The organism is Chryseobacterium arthrosphaerae (assembly GCF_001684965.1).
Taxonomy (GTDB): Bacteria; Bacteroidota; Bacteroidia; order Flavobacteriales; family Weeksellaceae; genus Chryseobacterium; species Chryseobacterium arthrosphaerae.
The window spans coordinates 178,849-199,314 of record NZ_MAYG01000001.1; the positions used below are offsets into that span (position 1 = coordinate 178,849).

The 20,466-nt window shown below is 40.0% G+C and carries 19 protein-coding genes; all 19 read left to right on the forward strand.

The features are described 5' to 3' along the window. Nucleotides 1-8 precede the first annotated feature (8 nt). Nucleotides 9-1,445, forward strand: a complete 1,437-nt coding sequence (locus tag BBI00_RS00790) for a mannitol dehydrogenase family protein (protein WP_065396977.1) — start codon at nucleotides 9-11, stop codon at nucleotides 1,443-1,445. A gap of 6 nt (nucleotides 1,446-1,451) precedes the next feature. Further along, nucleotides 1,452-2,798: an MFS transporter gene (locus BBI00_RS00795; RefSeq protein ID WP_065396978.1), complete on the forward strand. Its 1,347-nt coding sequence runs from the start codon at nucleotides 1,452-1,454 to the stop codon at nucleotides 2,796-2,798. Nucleotides 2,799-2,881: 83 nt separating this feature from the next. Further along, nucleotides 2,882-3,607, forward strand: a complete 726-nt coding sequence (locus tag BBI00_RS00800; RefSeq protein ID WP_065396979.1) for a hypothetical protein — start codon at nucleotides 2,882-2,884, stop codon at nucleotides 3,605-3,607. Between the two features lie 62 nt (nucleotides 3,608-3,669). Next, nucleotides 3,670-4,590, forward strand: a complete 921-nt coding sequence (locus tag BBI00_RS00805) for a carbohydrate kinase family protein (protein ID WP_065396980.1) — start codon at nucleotides 3,670-3,672, stop codon at nucleotides 4,588-4,590. Nucleotides 4,591-4,910: 320 nt separating this feature from the next. Beyond that, complete coding sequence (locus BBI00_RS00810) at nucleotides 4,911-5,123, forward strand: hypothetical protein (protein WP_065396981.1); 213 nt, start codon at nucleotides 4,911-4,913, stop codon at nucleotides 5,121-5,123. A gap of 123 nt (nucleotides 5,124-5,246) precedes the next feature. Continuing rightward, entirely contained in the window at nucleotides 5,247-6,998 is a 1,752-nt protein-coding gene (locus BBI00_RS00815; protein WP_065396982.1) for a cbb3-type cytochrome c oxidase subunit I, read from the forward strand. An 11-nt stretch (nucleotides 6,999-7,009) separates the two neighbouring features. Beyond that, the gene (locus BBI00_RS00820) at nucleotides 7,010-8,002 is read left to right on the forward strand and encodes a cytochrome c (protein ID WP_065396983.1); all 993 of its coding nucleotides are present in this window, start codon (nucleotides 7,010-7,012) and stop codon (nucleotides 8,000-8,002) included. A gap of 2 nt (nucleotides 8,003-8,004) precedes the next feature. Next, nucleotides 8,005-8,277: a hypothetical protein gene (locus BBI00_RS00825; RefSeq protein ID WP_065396984.1), complete on the forward strand. Its 273-nt coding sequence runs from the start codon at nucleotides 8,005-8,007 to the stop codon at nucleotides 8,275-8,277. Between the two features lie 5 nt (nucleotides 8,278-8,282). Further along, on the forward strand, nucleotides 8,283-8,690 hold the full coding sequence (locus BBI00_RS00830; protein ID WP_065396985.1) for a cytochrome C: 408 nt from the start codon (nucleotides 8,283-8,285) through the stop codon (nucleotides 8,688-8,690). A gap of 65 nt (nucleotides 8,691-8,755) precedes the next feature. Beyond that, complete coding sequence (locus BBI00_RS00835) at nucleotides 8,756-9,352, forward strand: Crp/Fnr family transcriptional regulator (RefSeq protein WP_065396986.1); 597 nt, start codon at nucleotides 8,756-8,758, stop codon at nucleotides 9,350-9,352. Nucleotides 9,353-9,432: 80 nt separating this feature from the next. Next, nucleotides 9,433-9,846 carry a low affinity iron permease family protein gene (locus BBI00_RS00840; RefSeq protein ID WP_065396987.1) on the forward strand — a complete coding sequence of 138 codons (414 nt, stop codon included), beginning with the start codon at nucleotides 9,433-9,435 and terminating at the stop codon, nucleotides 9,844-9,846. Between the two features lie 14 nt (nucleotides 9,847-9,860). Beyond that, on the forward strand, nucleotides 9,861-11,336 hold the full coding sequence (locus BBI00_RS00845) for an alpha-amylase (RefSeq protein WP_228394692.1): 1,476 nt from the start codon (nucleotides 9,861-9,863) through the stop codon (nucleotides 11,334-11,336). A gap of 553 nt (nucleotides 11,337-11,889) precedes the next feature. Then, nucleotides 11,890-12,585, forward strand: coding sequence for a VIT1/CCC1 transporter family protein (locus BBI00_RS00855; RefSeq protein WP_065396989.1), 696 nt, complete (start codon nucleotides 11,890-11,892; stop codon nucleotides 12,583-12,585). A gap of 337 nt (nucleotides 12,586-12,922) precedes the next feature. Next, nucleotides 12,923-15,082, forward strand: a complete 2,160-nt coding sequence (locus tag BBI00_RS00860) for a TonB-dependent siderophore receptor (RefSeq protein ID WP_065396990.1) — start codon at nucleotides 12,923-12,925, stop codon at nucleotides 15,080-15,082. 31 nt (nucleotides 15,083-15,113) lie between these two features. Further along, nucleotides 15,114-16,154, forward strand: a complete 1,041-nt coding sequence (locus tag BBI00_RS00865) for an alpha/beta hydrolase (RefSeq protein ID WP_065396991.1) — start codon at nucleotides 15,114-15,116, stop codon at nucleotides 16,152-16,154. Nucleotides 16,155-16,160: 6 nt separating this feature from the next. Further along, nucleotides 16,161-17,369: a PepSY-associated TM helix domain-containing protein gene (locus BBI00_RS00870; protein ID WP_228394693.1), complete on the forward strand. Its 1,209-nt coding sequence runs from the start codon at nucleotides 16,161-16,163 to the stop codon at nucleotides 17,367-17,369. A gap of 257 nt (nucleotides 17,370-17,626) precedes the next feature. Beyond that, a complete protein-coding gene (gene tssD / locus BBI00_RS00875) occupies nucleotides 17,627-18,031 on the forward strand; it encodes a type VI secretion system tube protein TssD (RefSeq protein WP_065396992.1) in 405 nt (134 codons plus the stop codon). A gap of 257 nt (nucleotides 18,032-18,288) precedes the next feature. Then, on the forward strand, nucleotides 18,289-20,148 hold the full coding sequence (locus BBI00_RS00880) for a type VI secretion system Vgr family protein (protein WP_123902208.1): 1,860 nt from the start codon (nucleotides 18,289-18,291) through the stop codon (nucleotides 20,146-20,148). Nucleotides 20,149-20,152: 4 nt separating this feature from the next. Beyond that, nucleotides 20,153-20,452, forward strand: coding sequence for a hypothetical protein (locus BBI00_RS00885; RefSeq protein ID WP_065396993.1), 300 nt, complete (start codon nucleotides 20,153-20,155; stop codon nucleotides 20,450-20,452). Nucleotides 20,453-20,466 lie beyond the last annotated feature (14 nt).

The window sequence follows — 20,466 nt, forward strand, 5'->3', positions numbered from 1 at the left end:
TTATATATATGAGTATGGTTTATTATCATTATGATGTTTCTGATATAACTACGGGAATTTTACATATCGGGATAGGGAATTTCCACAGAGCACATCAGCAATTTTATACCAATCTGCTGCTGCATGATAAGGATCAGCAGAATTGGGGAATTTGCGGAGTATGTTTATTACCTGCAGATGAAAAAACAGTAAAAAATCTGAGAGCCCAGCATCTTGATTATTCACTTACAATCTGCGGAAGAAACGGCGAAGATGAGGTGTATACAATAGGTTCGTTAAGAGAACTGATATGGGGAGTTGAAGATCCGGAAGCTGTAGTGAGAAAAATTGCTGACAGCTCTGTCAGAATCATCACTTTAACAATCACGGAAGGCGGATATAACCTTGATAAGGAAACGGGAAAATTTATACTCGGTGATGAAAAAATACAGCATGATCTGAAAAAGCCTGCCATTCCGGTTACTGTTTTTGGTTTTGTTGCAGAAGGTTTACGCCAGAGAAAAGCACAGGGCGGAGCTGGACTTACGATACTGTCATGCGACAACCTTCAGCACAACGGAAATACAACAAAAAGGGCTTTTATGACGTTCATTGAAGCCCAGGATAAAGAGCTGGCAGCCTGGGTAGAAAAGCATGTTACTTTCCCTAACAGTATGGTAGACCGCATTACACCGGCTACAACCCCCGAAGATGTTGAAAGGCTGAATAAACTGAACGGCACCCATGATCAGGTCCCTGTATACTGCGAAGATTTTATACAATGGGTCATAGAAGACAACTTTATAGCGGGAAGGCCCGCCTGGGAAAGAGTAGGAGTAGAGTTTACCCATGATGTAGCCGCATTTGAAAATATGAAACTGAGCCTGCTGAATGCTTCCCACACCTTATTGTCCTATCCTGCTTTTCTGATGGGATACCGAAAAGTAGATCAGGCTATGCAGGATAAAAACCTTGTGAAACTGATCAGGACTTTTATGGATGCTGATATTACCCCTTTCGTTCCTGCTCCTGAAAATACAGACCTGGAAAAATATAAAGAAACCCTTATCGAAAGGTTTGCCAATCATAGTGTAAGTGACCAGGTGAGCCGCCTGTGCTTTGACGGGATTTCAAAATTTCCGGTATATATCATTCCTAACCTTGATAAAATGATCAAGGCAGGAGCAGATCTTACAAGACCCGCTTTTCTTATTGCTTCCTACAGACATTATCTTAAATACAGGAAAGATGACCAGGGTAATGGTTTTGAGATCGGAGAGCCGTGGCTGACGGAAAGTGATCAACAGCTTATCACCAGTGAAAATCCAAAGGACTTTCTGGAATTATCCGCTTTTAAAGGAGTTCATCTGAAAGGTTCCGGACAATTTATAGAATTATACATCCGGTTTGCAGAGGAAATAAAAGATGCAGGAGTGGTCTCGGTATTACAATCAATCATAAAATAATAAGCCATGCAAATAAATCCCAATATAACTTCTTTAGATCATAAAAAGAACAATGCCATATTGCCGTTTGCTATCATTACATTTATCTACTTTATTGTAGGTTTTCTGACCACTGTGAATGAGCAGCTCCAGGCACCATTGAAATTTACTTTCCTGAGCCATGCAGGAAGCCTGAAAAATACATTTACTACCCTGATTTCCTTTTTTTTCTTTTTAGGATATCTTCTGAACGGAACCCTGGGAAGCAAATGGGTCAATGCCTATGGATATAAAAATACGATCCTGCGCGGGCTTTTGTTTATGATATCCGGGCTTTTCATGTACTTGTTTTCATCATGGTTTGGTGATCATTATCCTGATGCAAAATTTAATATAAAAGATGCAGTCATTCCTTTTGGGTTTATTGTTTTTGTAGCCGGATCTTACCTCATGGGTACCTCAGCAGCCATCATTCAGGTTGTTGTAAATCCCTACGCCGCATCCTATGAGCTGAAAGGAACACAGCCCGTACAGCGTCTGAATATTCTGACGGCAATTAATTCGATAGGTACTACTTCTGCACCATTTTTTGTAACAGTAGTCATGTTCAGCGGGATTTCTATTGAGAATATAGAGATCAGGCAGCTTTTGCTTCCGCTGGCAGTTCTTATCATCTGCATACTGGGGGTAATGATCATTACCAAAAGGCTTGACCTTCCTGATATTGCCCACACAAGAGTGGTTGGAGAAGAAAAGCTGAACAGAAGCATCTGGTCATTCAGGCACTTTGTATTGGGCGTTACGGCCATCTTTTTCTATGTAGGAACAGAAGTGGCGATAGGGGCTAATATTAATTTATATGCCTTTGAACTGATGGATTCCGGACATCCGATCACATTCTTCGGAAAAACAGATATTATTATCGGAGAGATGGATCTGGGAATTCATGCATTACTGTCCACATTATACTGGGGTGGTTTTCTGGTAGGAAGAGCGGTGTCAAGCTTTTTCAGTAAAATTTCTGCAAGAACGCAGCTGGTGACAACAACCATTCTTGCTACCATTCTTGCTTTAATATCCATGATTACTCAGAATCTATGGTTTCTGGTTGCCATAGGACTTCTCCATTCATCAATGTGGAGCTGTATCTATACCCTTTCCATAAAAGGACTCAATAAATATACTTCAAAAGCTTCCGGGATTTTTATTTCAGCAGTATTTGGAGGAGCTGTGTTTACCCTTATTCAGGGCGGCCTCGCTGATATTTTAGGTTCCTGGAGATGGACCTGGTGGCTTACCGTGATCTGCGAATTGCTGATGCTGGGCTATGCTCTGTTCGGATCACGTATAAGAGAAAAAGACCTTATTAATTAATCATATTTTTTTCAATCAATGCAGTATCCTGTATGCGATTACCGGATACAGGATACCTACTGCCTTAAAAAAACACTCTGATCATGCTTAAAAACTATTTATTACTTATTTCCTGCGCTTTCGGGACCTTTGCAGGTGCACAGGAAATACATTCAGCTTTACAGCTTAGAAACAGCCATTTATGGCGGGGACTTGAAGTATCTGCGGGACTTATTTACACCGGCGATGTGCATCTGGAATATAAAAAATTTTATGGAGGATTCTGGGCCGGCGGCAATGTGGATGGCTCCTATAAAGAATTTAATAACTATATAGGATACAAGAACAAGCATCTTATCCTGGAATTATGGGATATCTATAACTTTTCGCCGGGCGCCACTTACAACAATAAAGAATTTTTTAATTATTCTGCAGGGCAGACCGGGCGTTTCTGGGATTTGAGATCTTACTATACCATAAGTGATAAATTTCCTTTGGTACTAAGCTGGAATACCATAGTTTTCGGGAGAGACCGGAACAGTGAAAACACGGAGAATAAATACTCCTCATTTGTTTCCGGGGAATATCCTGTATACAAAAAAGAGAACCTTGAAGTCCGCGGAAGAATAGGATATGGTTTTGCATTGAACAACAAGGGAGAAAAGAATAATTTTTTTGCTAAGGAAGCAGGCTTCAATGAGATCAGCCTCATCATTTCAAAATCCTTTACCATTCAGGGATATAAAATTCCTATAGGTATATGGGGAATGTGGAATCCTGTCAGCAACAATGCTTTTCTTCAGTTTTCTGTACAGGCCTATTCATTCTGAGCCAGGGACATTCAAAGGAGTAAATCTTTTATCAACTCAATACATTTAATTACTTTTATATAATGAAAGATCAAAAAAATAAAGCAGTCTGTTTTGGAGAAGTTCTCTGGGATATTTTTCCGGGAGAACAGAAAAGAATAGGGGGAGCACCTTTTAATGTAGCCTATCACCTTTCCAAAATGGGATTGGATGTCAGTATGATAAGCAGTGTAGGCGATGATCAGCTGGGGCATGATTTGCTTGAAAAAATGAAAAACTGGAATATTCCTGCAGAGCATGTTCAGATCAATACCCAATATCCTACCAGTACTGTGATCGCTACGGTAGATGAAAATAATGATGCCCATTATGATATTGTAGAAGGAGTAGCCTGGGATTTTATTGATATCACCACAGAAAATCAGGAGATTCTCAATTCAGCAGATGCTTTGGTATTCGGAACACTGGCGGCAAGAAACGGGAAAACAAGAAATACGTTATTCCAATTGCTTGAGCTCGGTGGGTATAATGTTTTTGATATCAATCTCAGAGAACCTTATTATGAAGTTGGGATGATAAAAGATTTACTCCACAAAACCCATCTGGCCAAGTTCAACAAAGCAGAAATGCGCATGATGCTGGATTTTTTAGGGAAAGATTACACTACCGAAGAGGATGGCATCAGATACCTGCAGGATCAGTTTGATCTTGAAGAGATCATTATTTCCAAGGGAAGTAAGGGGGCTTTGTATGCCAATCAGGATAATTTTTATCTGTATCCTACCATACCTGTGACCATAAAAGATACCGTAGGGAGTGGAGACTCATTTTTAGCGGGTTTTCTTTCCAAAAGGCTGGAAGCAGGAAGCACCGTTCATGAAACCATGGTTCAGGCTGTTTCTCTTGGAGCGTTTATAACCTCACAGGAGGGTGCCTGCCCGGAATATTCCCTGGAAGATTTTATCAGATTCAAAAACGGTCATCCCATATCTGCTTTAAGCTGAACTCCCAAAGGTGTCATCATTCAGAATGGCTCTGATGTCCTTTGATATCAGATGAATGCTGAGAATATAATCAAATACTAAAGACATTTTAAACAGTCTGACAGCATCCGCAATACTTAATTAAAACATATGAAAAACAAGACCTCATGCACTTTTGTACTGAGGTTTTCTTTTGATGACAGTTTCACAACTCTAAGAGTAATATCATTAATGATTTTTTGATATTGAAAGAGCTCTTTCAGTACTCTATGATCTGAGTCATAAAGTTTTACAATGAGGTTTTCTACTTTTGATACTACACACACCACAAATTTAATACTATGAAATTTATTGTATCACTAGTCGCACTGACAGGCATTTTTGTCATCAGCTGCACAAAAGAACCACAGCCCCGGCAGACCAATACGGATACCATCATGGCTTCAGACAGCCTTACTTCAGGTTCGGCACAGATCTCACCGGATTCTGCAGATCAGACAGCTACAGTAGACAGTTCTGCCTACGATCTTGACTCTATTAAAAAGAGCCGATAAACCCAGCTTAATACATAACTTTTCTCAGTGAAAAGAGGTTGATATTCCATAGCAATATCAATACAGCTTCTATTAAAGAATAAACCGGAACATTACATTTCATTAATCCATAATACAATTGTTATGGCAGATATTTCATTGTTTAAAGAAACGGGAATCCAGATTACCTTATTGCTGTTGCTCATGATTATTGTAGGCGGACTGATCATCGTTGTGCTTAAATTCCTGTCGGTTTATGCGAAAATATTAAAGCGCCGGGAAGCCAGGGAAACCCAAAAACAAATAGAGAATCTTTCCTCCGAAGAAGTGGCCGCTTATGAGCAGAGAGAAAAGGAACTGAATTTTACCCCTCCTGAAAATGATCTTTCCGGAACACATCCCCCGGCAGATACCAAAGGCGTCATTCAAAATATAAATTCGGTGGAAGAGCTGAGGGTATTTCCTACCAAGAGAAGAACATCCTCTTTTCAGAAGTACATTTCTCCTGAGTTGAGCCGTCTCATTCTTTATTTTCTGGGAACCGCTATTTTCTGGCTTATTCTGGGAACAAGCTTCGGATTGTATGCTGGGATAAAATTTGTGGTTCCGGATATTGATCACGTAAGCTGGCTGAGCTTTGGGCGAATAAGACCGGGACATACCAATTCTGTATTCTGGGGATGGGCATCCCTGGCGATGATGGGGTTTGCCTATTATGTCATCCCAAGGGTCAGCAATAGGGAGAATTTTAATATCAGGCAGGGGTATATTTCTCTTATTTTAGTAAATGGTGCAGTACTTGCCGGAACGATATGTGTACTTGCCGGAGTTAATAACGGAGGCGGGGAATACCGGGAATATATATGGCCGGTGATGATCACTTTCGGTATCGGGGTGGCCCTTTCCCTGCATAATTACTTTAAGCCGATTGTTCATAGAAAGACCAGGGAGATCTATTTATCCAACTGGTATATTATATCCGGCACAATGTTTATTGTCATCGTTATTGTCATATCCAATATTCCCATATGGCAGGATGGAGTGGGAGAAACCATCATACAGGGATATTATATGCATCAGGCTATAGGCATGTGGTTTATGATGATCAGTCTGGGGCTGATGTATTATTTTCTGCCGCAGCAGCTCAATAAGCCCATCTATTCCTATAGCCTGGGGATATTAGCCTTCTGGACGCATACTTTTTTTTATACCCTTATCGGCACCCATCACTTTATTTTCAGTGCCATTCCCTGGAGACTGCAGACTACAGCCATTATAGCCAGTGCCGGAATGCTGATTCCGGTAGTGGCAGGAACAGCCAATTTCCTGCTGACCTTCAACGGGGCCTGGTATCAGCTTAAAACCAGCTATACACTGCCGTTTTATTTCATGGGGATCATATTCTATTTTACAGGATCATTCCAGGGAACTGTGGAAGCATTCAGATATACCAACCTGCTCTGGCACTTTACGGATTTTACGGTAGCACATTCCCATCTCACGATGTATGGGATCATTACATTTATGCTTTGGGGCTTTTTTTATACACTGGTTCCGAGACTTACAGGGAAAGAACCTCCAAAACTTTTAGTGGGAATCCATTTCTGGCTGGCCCTGATAGGTCTGTTATTTTATGTCATTGCTTTAATGATCGGCGGAACACAGACGGGAATGTTATGGATCAGGAAAAAACCTTTTATAGAAGGAGTGGTAAATATGGCTCCTTTCTGGTTGTGGAGAGCAATAGGGGGAACTTTAATGTTTGTTTCCCATCTGATTTTTGCATATAATTTTTACCGCATGGTAAGAAAAGAGGATAAGGTCAGGATTCCACGGACTCCGGCAGAAATTCTGGCAGCGAAGAAACAACTGGGAAATACAGAGTTTAATACTTAAAGATCAGTAGCATGGTATTTTTTAATGATCATAAAATTCTTTTCGGCACAGCGCTGTTTCTGTTTGTTTTTCTGACACTCTATATTGCTATTTTGCCTGCAATGGATAATCAGAGAATCAATAAACCATTGCCGAAGCAGTCGAAGATACTCACCAGAGAAGAAAAGGCAGGGAAAATGGTTTTTATTGAGAACGGATGTGTGGCCTGCCATACCCAGCAGGTCAGAAATGTGGAAATGGATAACGTTTTTGGGAAAAGACCAAGCATACCTGCTGATTTTGCCATCAATACCCGCACCGACTTCTGGAGAAATACAGCGAATCTGATGGGAACGGAACGTACCGGGCCGGATCTTACCAATATCGGCGAACGGCAGCCCAGTGCAGAATGGCACCTGATCCACCTTTACCAGCCCAGAGCAGCAGTGGAGCAGTCTATCATGCCGGCCTATCCGTGGCTGTTTATCGAAAGAGATTACCTTCAGCCGGGAGATGTAGAAGTAAAAGTTCCTGAAAAGTTCATCAGAAATAAATCCAAAAAGATTGTTGCAGGACCGAAAGCCCTTTTTCTGGTGGCCTATCTTAAATCTTTAAAACAGACAGATTATACAGATAAATCTATTGTTCCTGCATTTTTATACAAACAGAAAAAAGAGGAAGGAGCGGCAAAAGGTGGAGAAAACTTACCGGATGGCGGTGCCTTGTTTACAGCCAATTGTGCAAGCTGCCACCAGGCTAATGGAGAAGGCGTTCCGGGAGCATTTCCTCCACTGAAAGGAAGTCCTGTAGTAACCGGCGGTGATCTCGAGCTCTATGTTACCATCATTATGAAAGGCTATGATCCGAGACCTGAATTTGCTACCATGCCGGCGGTGGGAACCAATGCCAATTTTACCCCGGAAGATGTAACGGCCATTATGAATCATGAAAGGACAAGCTGGGGTAATAATGCTAAAAAAGTAACAGTAGAAGAAGTAAAAACCATAATGGATAAAATAAAATAGCAATGAAAAATTTTTGTAAAAATATAACCGTATTGTATGGCGTGCTTTCGTCAGTATATGCTTTTGCCTGCGATGCCTGTAAGTTACAGCAGCCGGAAGTGACGAGGAACTTTACCCATGGAACCGGCCCGGAAAGCAACTGGGACTGGTTTATTGTAGGCGTTGTCATAGTGATAACCGTGCTGGCTTTTATATTTTCCGTTAAATATCTGTTTAAACCCGGTGAAAAAGATAAAGATCATATCAAATACTCGGTTTTCTCAGGTGAAAATTAAAAATCATGACTAAAGATAAAAGCAAAGTTTTTCTGTTTATTGATGACGATCCGGTTCCTGTTGCAGAGCTGGAAACCCCTATTGTTTTTGATCTGGATACCCAAAAGATGACAGATGGTGAGCACGTTTTAAAAATTGTAAGCCATTCACCATCGGGAAGAGAAGGCATCCGGAAAATATACTTTACAGTGGCTAACGGACCCGCTATACGGATAGAAGGATTGAAAAACAAAGATATTGTAGACGGAACACTTTCATTGATGATCAACGCTTATGATAAAGGAAACCAAAAGAGCTTTCTGATCAACGGAAGTGAAACCCCGCAGACCATTCCTTTTTGGATATGGATCATTGTCATTGTCTTTACGGCATGGGCCATCTATTATGAAATAACAAGTTATAATGTCCAGTAATTATAATGCCAATGGAATATTACGGATAGAGAATTTTTAAGAATAAAACATTAAAAAAGAAGAGTATGGTCATTAGCGAAAAAATTCTGGATTCTGCTGGCGTAGAAATAAAAGAATACAGTCCGGGAGAATTCATTTTCCATGAAGGAGCGAGGCCGTTGTACTATTATCAGATCATTAAAGGAAAGGTAAAGCTTAATAACAGGAGCGAAGACGGCAAAGAATTCATACAGAACATACTGTCGGAAGGACAAAGTATAGGAGATTCCCTTCTTTTTCTTGATCGGTCATATCCTATGGATTCTATAGCCATTACAGAGTGTTCGGTGCTTCGGTTGTGTAAAAATAATTTTTTCAGCATGCTAAGACTTTACCCGAATCTGTATCTTGATGTATGTAAAGCAATGTCAGGTTATTTATACTATCAGTATATCATGATGCAGAAGAATTCCTCCACTCATCCTGTGGATCGTCTGATGGGTGTGATGGTGTATCTTAAAAGCTTTCAGAAAGAAAAAACTCCATTCTCTTTTAAAATACCTTTTACAAGGCAGCAGCTGGCTTCCCTTACAGGGCTTTGTGTAGAAACTGCTATCCGGACCATAAAACTGATGGAGAAAAATAATATTGTAGAAATCAGAAACAGGAAGATATTTTTCTAGTTAGTATAGATTAATGTTGACAAGTCATATAGAATATTCTGTATGGCTTGTTTTAAAAAATAATTTAAAACCACAGTAATATGAAGCAGAATTTTTTTGACAGATTTGCAGATTGGGCGGCTTTTTTTACTGGCAGTGCATGGGCATTCCTGGGTGCAGCCGGACTTGTTGTGATATGGGCGGCCACAGGACCTCTTTTCGGCTTTTCAGAAGTATGGCAGATGATTATCAATACAGGAACAACGATCATTACGTTTTTAATGGTATTTCTGATCCAGAAAGCGCAGAATAAAGATTCCAAAGCCATTCAGATCAAACTTAATGAGTTGCTTGCAGCAAGTAAAAAAGCCAGTAACCGGATTGTAGATATTGAAGATCTCACAGAAGAAGAGCTGGACCAGCTTCACAAATTTTATGAGAATCTTGGGAGGAAACGTGCTGGGAAATCCAACACTGAGGATCAAGAAATAATTCCCAATCACCGGTATAAATAAACCTTATTTACAATATGAAAACTATAAACGGAGTTATCATTCATTTTTTCCATTGGTATCATCCGGGAAATCTCTGGCAGGAATTTATGGAAAAAGCTGATCTCCTTAAAAATATGGGGTTTACAGCGGTCTGGTTTCCTCCTGCTACAAAATGTGTATTGGGAATGGAAGGAAGAGGTTATGATGTATATGATCCTTATGACCTTGGGGAATTTAACCAGAAAGGAAGTGTAGCTACAAGATATGGAACTAAAGAAGAATATATCCGGGCAATCAAAAAAGCACATGAGCTGGGAATGTCCGTTTACGCCGATATTGTTCTGAATCACAGAATGGGTGGCGATGAACAGGAGCAGGTTACCGTACACCAGGTCAATGAAGAAAACCGTAATGAAATCATAGGAATGCCGTTTTCTGCCCTTGCTTTTACAAAATTTACCTTTCCTGGAAGAAGGAAAAGGTACTCGGATTTTATATGGGATTACCGCTGTTTTAGCGGGATTGACATGATCCGGCGGGACGAAGAGGAGATTAAAGGTGTCTTTAAAATTCATAACGAATATGGGCAGGACTGGACTCCTTCAGTAAGTGGCCAGTTTGGAAATTATGATTATCTGATGGGCAATGACATAGAATACCGCAATCCTTACGTTGTACAGGAAATGAAAAACTGGATCAGATGGTATGCAGAGACTACAAACGTTGATGGGCTGCGTCTGGATGCCCTTAAACATATTTCTTCCGAATTTCTGAAAGAATGGATCACCTATATCAAAACGGAAGTGAAAGACTGCTTTATCATGGGAGAATTCTGGAAAGATAAAGTAGAAAAGATCTCGGATTTTTCCGATACAATGGATGACCTCATCTCTTTTTTTGACGTACCGCTCCATTACAATTTTTATCAGGCATCTAAAGAAGGTAAAAATTATGACATGAGGAATATTGTAAAAGATACCTTTCTGGAACGGAACCCGGTGTCTTCTGTTTCTTTTGTTGAAAATCACGATACCCAGAAACTTCAGGCTCTGGAATCTGCTGTTAAAGATTGGTTTAAACCCATAGCTTATACCATTATCCTTATGTCTGAAAATGCATATCCCTGTGTATTCTATCCGGATCTATTCGGAGCAGAATATGTAGAAACAGTAAATGATAAAGAGATAAAGGTCATTATGCCGCCGGTAAGCTGCCTTACACAATTGTTGGAAGCAAGAAAACGGTTTGCTTACGGTGAGCAGATCAGCTATTTTGGTCATCCCGATTGTATAGCCTGGATCAGGCAGGGGGATGATGAGCATCAGCAATGTATTGTGATAATTTCCAACAATGAAGCGGGATGTAAAGCTATAGAAGTGGCTGCCGGTCTGAGCGGTTCCGTTTTTTATGATTTTTTGCAGAACAGAAAAGAAGAAGTGGTATTGGATGAGAATGGAAAAGGAATCTTTTATGTAGCGGAAAGATCGTCAAGTATATGGGTAATGAAATAGAAAAGCAATGTTAAAAAAACATTTATCATGAAAAAATTTATAATACTGCCTTTTGTCCATATTTTTTATTATCTGCTCACAGCCCTTTGGCCATTTGTACATATGGAAAGTTTCATGGCAGTTACCGGTCCCAAAACTGATATTTGGCTGGTAAAAACAGTCAGTCTCTTACTTTTGCCCTATATTCTGCATTCTGTATGCTATAAAGGTGAGATGGAGCCCTTTCATTGCGGTTACCATTATATTGGGTTGCTCAGGGCTTGCAGGTATTGACCTTTATTATTATCTCAAAGGAACTATCAGAGGCATCTATCTGGTTGACTTCTGTCTGGAGGTGATCTTCATAGTGTACTGGATATTTTATATGAAAGCTTGTAAAAAAAAGCAGACGTAATTCCGGTATTGCTGGTCAGCGGATGGCCTTTGGTTCCCGAAGGAATATTTTCAATACCAAAGAAAATGTACCTAATTTAAATTGATTCCAGATCAAACATTTAGTACCTTTAAGCTGGGTTTGATAACAGACCTTACATCATCACAGAAATATTTTACTATGCATCACGAGTTGGAAAAACATTATGTGAACCGGGTGGGCTGGCTCCGGGCAGCGGTATTGGGTGCCAATGACGGATTACTATCCACGACCAGTATCGTCATTGGGGTAGCAGCAGCTGAGCCTGAACGCCATATCATTATTCTGGCAGCCCTGGCAGGGATGATTGCGGGAGCAATGTCTATGGCTGCAGGAGAATATGTATCCGTAAGCTCACAGGAAGATACTGAAAAAGCCGATTTAATACGTGAAAAGCGGGAACTTGAAACCATGCCCGAAATAGAACTCAGGGAACTCGCTAAAATTTATGAAAACCGGGGGGTAAGCAAAGAAACAGCCATGCAGGTTGCCATTGAGCTTAGTGAACACAATGCATTGGAAGCCCATGCCCGTGATGAATTAGGCATCAATGAGATAACCCAGGCAAAACCGCTGCAGGCCGCCATGGCTTCATTTGGATCATTTGCGGTAGGTGCTTTGCTGCCATTTACTGTTTCTCTTCTGGCCCCGATCCATCAAATGGTTTACTTTCAATATGGTTTTTCCATTATATTTTTGATGGTGTTGGGAGCAGTTTCTGCCAGAACAGGTGGTTCCCATATAGGAATTGCCATGCTTAGGATCTGTTTCTGGGGAACCGTTGCCATGGGAGTTACTGCACTGGTAGGACATCTTTTCGGAATCAATGTCTCGTAAAACTTCACAATACCACGAAGGTCACAAAAGCTTTTATTTGAAACACATCAGTCCACTTCAGTAAGTTGATAAGATGCCGGATAAAAGCTTACATAAAGATGAAACTCAAAGATTTTCAAAAACTTAGGTGCTTATTAAACATGAAATTTGCCTTTTAAAAAAAATATGGGTCTGAAACTTTTGTGCCTTTTGTGGTTAAAATCATTAATATAAAAGTTTAGATAGCTGCAAAAATTATAGACAGAATTCTTGATGGAAATATGATATTAATAGAATATTTTCTGTAATTGTTATTTAGAATTAATAAAAATAAATACCTTTGCAGCAAAAATAAACTATGAAGAAGCTACTGTGCTCAATTTCCTTATTACCGGGAATATTCGTTTGGGCACAACAAGAAAAGGACTCATCCGTTCAGTCAAAGCATATTGAAGAAGTCATTGTTTCCGGGGTTAAAAAATATGCAGAAAAAAAATCGGACTACATTGCAAAAATGCCCCTTAAGAACCTGGAAAATCCACAGGTCTATACTGTTCTTCCCAAAGAACTGATGCAGCAGCAGGTAGCAACGGATCTGCAAAGCTCACTGAATTTGCTTCCCGGAGTAAATAACGTATCCGTAAGCGTTGGGAGTGGAGGAGTTGGATTGGGGCTTACCATGCGTGGCTTCAGTTCCAATGCTTCGGCAGGAGCGCTTCGGAACGGTATGGCGACCAATTTTGTTTCCTTATCCGATCCTGTTAATCTTGAAGCGATTGAAGTGATCAAAGGACCTTCCGGAACATTATTCGGTTCTGCTTTATTAGTAGGATACGGAGGTTTTGTTAACAGAGTGACCAAAAAGCCGTTGCATCAGTTTAAAGGCGAGATAGGATACACCGCAGGAAGCTGGAGCAGTAACAGGCTTACAATGGACGTAAGTACACCGCTCAATAAAAATAAAACATTCCTGGCCCGTATAAATGCAGCTTATAGTAATGAGGGGAGTTTCCAGGATTTTGGAAAATCGGAATCAGTGGCTATTGCCCCTTCATTCTCTTTTAAAATCAATGACCGTCTGGATATTAATCTTGATTTTGAATATTTTGATATCAGCAGAAATACGACTTATATGGGGCTGATCACCGGAAAAAATATTGTCTTTAAAGATAAAAGTATTAACGATTTTAACCTGGATAAAAAAATCTCTTATGCGAGTGATGAAATTCAGAGTAAAGCTAAAATATTCAATACTTTTGCTACGGCAAATTATAGGATTTCCAATAACTGGACTTCCCAAACCAGCTTCTCGTCTGCAAAAACAGAAAATGATGCCAATTATCTTTTCCTGAATCTATCCGATAAAGGAACAATAAGAAGAGATTATTACCATATTCCGAGTACATTCAACCTGACGGAGATCCAGCAGAATTTTATCGGTCATTTTAATATTACTGAAAGAATTAAAAATAAAATCCTGGTCGGTTTCGATTATACAACCACAAAAACTACGGATAAAAGAGGCGTAATATCTGATATTGATCAAAAGATTTATAAAAATAAATTGGGTAATCTTGACCAATTTGTGCCTGTTATTTTTAATGATGATAAAGCTGCCTATATTTCACAGGCTGCCTATCAGGAAGTTCTGGCACAGACCGATTATAGAGGGTATAAGCGTGATTACAGGAATTTCAGTATCTATGTTTCTGACGTGATAAGTTTTTCAGACAGATTATTTGCCATGGCTTCCCTGAGGTATGATCATTTCAACAGTGTTTCAGATAAGGACATCCAGACTTCATGGTCTCCTAAGCTCGGATTGGTCTATCAGATCGTAAAAGATAAGGTATCTCTTTTCGGGAACTATATGAACGGTTTTAAAAATATTGCACCAGGCAGCTCTTTGGGAGAAATAAGAACCTATAAACCGGAACAGGCTAACCAATGGGAAGGAGGTGTAAAATATGAACTGCTTGGCGGTAAACTTTCCGGAACGGTAAGTTATTATGACATACAGGTGAAAAATAAAGTTCGCAGAGCCCCTACAGAAAAAGATCCTACGCTTACCATTCAGGATGGAACACAAAGAAGCCGTGGTATAGAGATGGATCTGATCACATCGCCGTTCCATGGGCTGAATGTCATTTTGGGATACGGTTATAATGATAGTGTGTATGAAAAGGCCGCAGCAGATGTAGAGGGAAGGAGACCGGCGGGGCAGGCAAGACACGCAGGTAACTTTTGGCTGAGCTACACCATGCCGTCAGGAAAATTCTCAGGTTTTGGTATCGGGGCAGGAGGAAATGCACAATCTAAATTTTATCTTGTGGACAGTTCTGATGTGATTTCTAAAGGCTATGCAAAATTTGACGCTTCGGTTTTCTATGATCACTCATCCTACAGAATAGCCCTCAAGCTGAATAACTTCACCAATCAGAAATATTATCTGGGAGACTCCTGGACCTATGTTCAGAACCCACGACAGGTTTTACTTTCCTTACACTATAAATTCTAATAAACTATTCAGTAAATATAATCGAAGATCAATGAGAACCGGACTATTATTTATATTATCTTTTGCTGCAGGTCTTATAGCTAATGCACAGACTGCACAACCAGAAACCATCAGCATCGGAACAAAAATTCCAATGAAATCGGAGTTCCTTCATGAAGAGCGTTCCGTTTGGGTATCTCTGCCTGAGGGATATAATCAGTATACCAAAACGGCTTATCCGGTGATTTATGTCCTGGATGCCGAGAATAATTTCAATTATCTTACTTCAGTATACCATTACTTAAGCAAAGAACCGTTTGGAATATTGCCTCAGGCTATTCTTGTTGCCATAGCGAATACCAGCAGAACGAGAGATCTGACGCCCACAAAAGCCACTAAGGAAATGGATTTTGCGGGTAAAAAGCAGACAATGTTTACAGAAAGCGGAGGAAATGAAACGTTCATGAAATTTATTACCGGTGAGCTGTACCCGTACATCGAGAAGAACTATCGTTCAAATGGTTATAAAGTTCTGGTGGGACATTCTTTCGGAGGCCTTACTGCCGTAAATAACCTTCTGTCAGAGCCGTTTTTTAATGCTTATATTGCCAATGATCCAAGCCTTTGGTGGGATCATGAGCTGATGGTTAGAAAAGCGGAAAAAACAACTGCAGATTTTAAAAATATTAAATTTTTCCTGGCCCAGGCAAATAATGCCGAAGCAAGAAACGTCAAAGATGATGAGCATGAAATTGCAATAGGAAAGTTTAAGACCCTGCTCGAGAAACAGCAGCTGAAAAATCTGCAATGGAACTATGGTTTCTATCAGAATGATGATCACGGGACCGTGCCACTGCCCGGTAATAATGACGGATTGCGTTTCATATTTAAATCCAGTAAATGGAATTTCAGAGAGGCATTAAAGAATCCTGCACTGATTACACAGCATTATCAGGACATTTCGAAAGATCTGAACCATTCCTTTAAGCCTACAGAATTATTTTTCAGTAAAGTAATCAATATAGCCAAAGAAAGAGGAACTCCTGATGCTGTAAAAGAACTGGAGAAACTTCAGAAACAATTCTATCCCTGATAACCGATGATGAATACAGATAATAAAGCAAAAGTATCCCGGAAAAAAGGAAAATCACATTTCAGCAGGATTGTCGCATGGCTGCACCTTTGGCCAAGTATAGTGGCAGGAATCATTTTAGTGGTGGTTTCACTTTCGGGAACCATTATCGTTTACTGTGATGAGATTATGGACTGGAGTGCGGGAGAAGCCAGATTCGTAAATGTTCCTGAAGATCAGAAAAGAGTCTCTGCAGAGGTATTGAAAGCGAACTTCAATAAGGCCAATCCGGGTTATGATATTTCAGAGTTTGTCTTCTTTAAAGACCCGGAAAGAAGCATCCGTATAAGGGCTTTCAACCCTGAAGGTCCGAAGCTGGCCATGGTATATGCAGATCCTTACTCAGGGAAAATCCTTAAAAAAGATGAATCATTACAGTTCTTCTTTGTCATGGCCCATTTTCATGCTTCATTTCTTGCAGGCAAAACAGGAGGCTGGATCGTGGCACTTGCGACGATTGTCTTTGTGATCAGTACCATTACCGGGCTTATTCTCTGGTGGCCTAAAAAATGGAACAAAACTACCAGGCAGGCAAGCTTCACGATCAAATGGAAGGCCCGTTTCAAAAGATTTAATTATGACCTTCACAATGTTTATGGCTTTTATTCACTTATTGTATGCTTCATGCTGGGGATGACAGGACTCATTATCTTTTTTGAACCCCTGATGGAAACTACAGTGAAAATGACAAACGGAACTACGGAACATATGATGGATACCCTTCCTAAGCTGGATTCTGCGAGAACTCCCCTGGATATCGTTCCGTTGGCCCGTAAAGTTCTTGCTCAAAGTGGAGATCAACAAGTCAGCATCTGGAATTTTGAAAGAAAAAAGCTGGGAGCCTATATTTTAACTTCGGGAAAAGTAGGACTCAAAAGTATTGAGCATGCCTCTGTACATGTGTATGACAGCTATACAGGCCGGGAGATTACGGTTGCTCAACAATATCTGCAACATGAAAAGACAGAAAATATAGTCTGGCAGCTGCATATGGGACAATGGTGGGGACAGTTTGGGAAGCTCTCAACCTTTCTGGCAGGGATTATTGCCACTTCATTACCCATCACAGGATTTCTGATCTGGTGGGGCAGAAGAAACAAATCTTCCGGAAAGAAAAAAGAAGTTAAAAACAAACACAGACAAAGAGCGTCGGCACATCACGGGCACGCAGTCTGAAACCAAACAAAAAGTTACTTCTGATGAGGTAACTTTTTTGCGGTAAACATCCGAGTACATAATAAAAATACCGGCATCTTCCTGAAAATAAACTTTTGATTTTCAGGGAATAAAAAACCTAACGATTGTTAGTCGTAGAAATACTACACTTTTTCAGATTTAAGGCAAAAAATTATTCCCGTATGGTAAATACATCTAAATTTGGTGATATAGAAAAACAGAAAATCACAAAATATTAACGATTAAAATTTACAATCATGGCAGAAAGAAATTCAAGAGGAATTTTAAAATTCAACAACGGTGAAGGGCAAAAGTTATTAAAACTTAATTATAGTGTATCAAGAGCTACAGATGTTTCAGGACGTGTAGCATCTGATCCCTCCAATGCATTAATCAAGATTACAGTAGAAGCTACAGATAAATCTGACATTCTTGAAAGCTTATTGAACGGAAAATACAAGCCGACAGTAGGGGAAGTGGTCTTCAACAAATCTCACGAAGAAGGTACAATGACAACTTTAAAGTGGAAAAACGGTTACGTAGTGCAGCACGAAGTAGATTTCAACGCAATAGATGACAACAGTATGTACATCAGTTTTGTAGTAAGTGCTGAAGAAATTGACCTTGGAAATTCTGCTTATTTCGGAGCATGGCCTTCTTAGGAATCTGATTCCTTAGCAATGAACACATAAAAACAGAATAGTACATCCGTATAGGAAATACTGTTCTGTTTTTTTGTCTCCGGTCATTTTTTACAGTATTAAATAGAAATACGGAAATTATTTTGTTAATGATTGTGATTTAAAGAATAAAGTATTGAAAATACACTTTATATTGTGAAAAATTTATAACTTTATATAAAAGGGCTGTTTTTGAATGTATTTTTAAGAATAAAACCTTACCAAACACCTTACATAATATGAATAAAAATATCTCGAATTCCGAAAAGATTTCGGAGAATCATATTCCTGGAATCAACCGTGTGGTGAAGCTGGATATTGTGATTGAAGGCAAAATGATAAAGCACTTCAAACATTTCCGTTTGCAGCAAAGCGTAAAAAAACATCATGAATTTGAACTGACTCTGGCCCACGATACTTTAGGAGGGGCACAAAATCATGACCTGGAGGAAGCTCAACAGTTTCTAGGAAAACGTCTGACGGTAGTATTTAAATATAAAGATGTAGAGGGAAGCCCGGAAAGAACATTTGTGGGAGTCATTACAAAAGTAGGGTTCAGCCAGGAAAATCATAGTCTTGGAAATATCGTTTTAAAAGGACAAAGTCCTACAATCTTACTGGACGGAGCTCCTCATACCCAAAGTTTTGGCGGAGAAAAACCCGTTAATATGGGAATCATTGCCACGGACGTGATCAGACAGGGTATAGAAAACAGTAAATTTGATGTCAGCATAAACGCGAAGGCATCTTCACAGATCCTTTACAGTGCCCAGTATAACGAAACACATTACAATTATCTCTGCAGAATGGCAGAAGCTTACGGAGAACAGTTCTATTATGACGGTGAAGTTCTGCATTTCGGAAATATGCCTCCGCAGAATAAAGCCCTGGAGCTGATCTATGGAAGCAATGTCTCCGATGTGAATGTTGAACTGAAAGCAGTACACATCAAGCCCCATTTCTATGGCTACAACAGCAGTTCCAATGCTAAGCTTACTTCGGGCGATACCCCTATAAAACACGTGAGTAACCTGGCACAAACTGCATATAAGAATAACGACGGGATATTTAAAACCCCTTCCTTACAGGTAGCACCTATCAAAGCGGCAACTGATATGGATGTCGTGATTTCCCAAACCAGTACGGCAGGAAGTAAGGCTGTAGAAGTTTTTACTGTTTCCGGAGGAACTACGATTCCGTTTTTATATCCGGGATGCGTTGCAGATATCAATATGCGGAAAACAGATACCAATAAAACCTCCTATTTTACCAAACTCATGATGACGGAAGTGCTTCATGAAGTAGATGCTTTGGGACGTTATTCCGGAAGGTTTGAAGCCATTGCTTCTGATACGGGATATATTCCAACACCGGATTTTACGGTTCCTATTGCACAGCCGCAGATCGCTACCGTGATTTCCAATACAGACCCGTTGAATCAGGGAAGAATTACCGTAAAATTTGACTGGCAGTTGCATGATACCACCAATTTTATACGGATGATGGCCCCTGACGCAGGAGGAACAGGTCAGGTTGCCCAGAACAGAGGGTATGTGGCCATTCCCGAAGTAGGAGATCAGGTGATGGTGGGTTTTGTCCATAACCACCCGGATCGCCCTTTCGTAATGGGAGGAATGTTCCATGGCGGAACAGCTCTGGGGGGTGGGATCAACAATCATATGCGATCTATCCAGACCAAAAGCGGAATCAAAGTACTGATGAATGATGATGAGAAAAGCGTAACGATTCTTGACCCGAGCGGAAATACCTATTTTATGGACGGAGCAGGAAATATTACAGTAACTGCACCAAAGAATATGACCTTTAATGCAGGAGAAAACCTTACCATCAATGTTGGTAAAGATATGAAGACAAGCGTTGGGAATGATAATGCTGTTACTATCATTAACAATCATAAATTTACTTCCAAAAATTATAAGCAGACCATTAATGAAAATAAAACCATCAATGTAACGGGTGATTTAAAAGAAACAACTTCCACAACCACTCACAAAGCAAAGAATGGCGACATTTTGTTACAAAGCTCAGGAGTGGCTAAAATGTTAGGGAAAATAGATGCCAAAGTGAATAAAGGATAAATATATGTTGAAAAAAGGACTTATTGCTCTGTTCTTATCTGTGGTTTTTGTCATCCTCACTGGTATCATTACATTAAGTGTAATGGATCTTACCGGCTATGGTGACGGTGATTGCGGCTGGCTGGCTGTATGGCTCTGCGGTGCTTTTCTGCCCGTATTGTTTTTTCTGCCATTTATAATAGCAGCTCAGAAGAAGAAAAAAGGAATAGGTGATTTTATATTATTCGGTATCTGTTCAGGGGGGATAGGGTTTGTCATCATATCCGTGATCCTGTTGATTATAGTTCCCCGATTATGCTCTTGAAAACAGAAATTGTT

Bases quoted from the DNA above. Each gene is read 5' to 3' on its own strand.
- BBI00_RS00790 (WP_065396977.1), top strand. From the start codon at position 9: ATGAGTATGGTTTATTATCATTATGATGTTTCTGATATAACTACGGGA.
- BBI00_RS00795 (WP_065396978.1), top strand. From the start codon at position 1,452: ATGCAAATAAATCCCAATATAACTTCTTTAGATCATAAAAAGAACAAT.
- BBI00_RS00800 (WP_065396979.1), top strand. From the start codon at position 2,882: ATGCTTAAAAACTATTTATTACTTATTTCCTGCGCTTTCGGGACCTTT.
- BBI00_RS00805 (WP_065396980.1), top strand. From the start codon at position 3,670: ATGAAAGATCAAAAAAATAAAGCAGTCTGTTTTGGAGAAGTTCTCTGG.
- BBI00_RS00810 (WP_065396981.1), top strand. From the start codon at position 4,911: ATGAAATTTATTGTATCACTAGTCGCACTGACAGGCATTTTTGTCATC.
- BBI00_RS00815 (WP_065396982.1), top strand. From the start codon at position 5,247: ATGGCAGATATTTCATTGTTTAAAGAAACGGGAATCCAGATTACCTTA.
- BBI00_RS00820 (WP_065396983.1), top strand. From the start codon at position 7,010: ATGGTATTTTTTAATGATCATAAAATTCTTTTCGGCACAGCGCTGTTT.
- BBI00_RS00825 (WP_065396984.1), top strand. From the start codon at position 8,005: ATGAAAAATTTTTGTAAAAATATAACCGTATTGTATGGCGTGCTTTCG.
- BBI00_RS00830 (WP_065396985.1), top strand. From the start codon at position 8,283: ATGACTAAAGATAAAAGCAAAGTTTTTCTGTTTATTGATGACGATCCG.
- BBI00_RS00835 (WP_065396986.1), top strand. From the start codon at position 8,756: ATGGTCATTAGCGAAAAAATTCTGGATTCTGCTGGCGTAGAAATAAAA.
- BBI00_RS00840 (WP_065396987.1), top strand. From the start codon at position 9,433: ATGAAGCAGAATTTTTTTGACAGATTTGCAGATTGGGCGGCTTTTTTT.
- BBI00_RS00845 (WP_228394692.1), top strand. From the start codon at position 9,861: ATGAAAACTATAAACGGAGTTATCATTCATTTTTTCCATTGGTATCAT.
- BBI00_RS00855 (WP_065396989.1), top strand. From the start codon at position 11,890: ATGCATCACGAGTTGGAAAAACATTATGTGAACCGGGTGGGCTGGCTC.
- BBI00_RS00860 (WP_065396990.1), top strand. From the start codon at position 12,923: ATGAAGAAGCTACTGTGCTCAATTTCCTTATTACCGGGAATATTCGTT.
- BBI00_RS00865 (WP_065396991.1), top strand. From the start codon at position 15,114: ATGAGAACCGGACTATTATTTATATTATCTTTTGCTGCAGGTCTTATA.
- BBI00_RS00870 (WP_228394693.1), top strand. From the start codon at position 16,161: ATGATGAATACAGATAATAAAGCAAAAGTATCCCGGAAAAAAGGAAAA.
- tssD (WP_065396992.1), top strand. From the start codon at position 17,627: ATGGCAGAAAGAAATTCAAGAGGAATTTTAAAATTCAACAACGGTGAA.
- BBI00_RS00880 (WP_123902208.1), top strand. From the start codon at position 18,289: ATGAATAAAAATATCTCGAATTCCGAAAAGATTTCGGAGAATCATATT.
- BBI00_RS00885 (WP_065396993.1), top strand. From the start codon at position 20,153: ATGTTGAAAAAAGGACTTATTGCTCTGTTCTTATCTGTGGTTTTTGTC.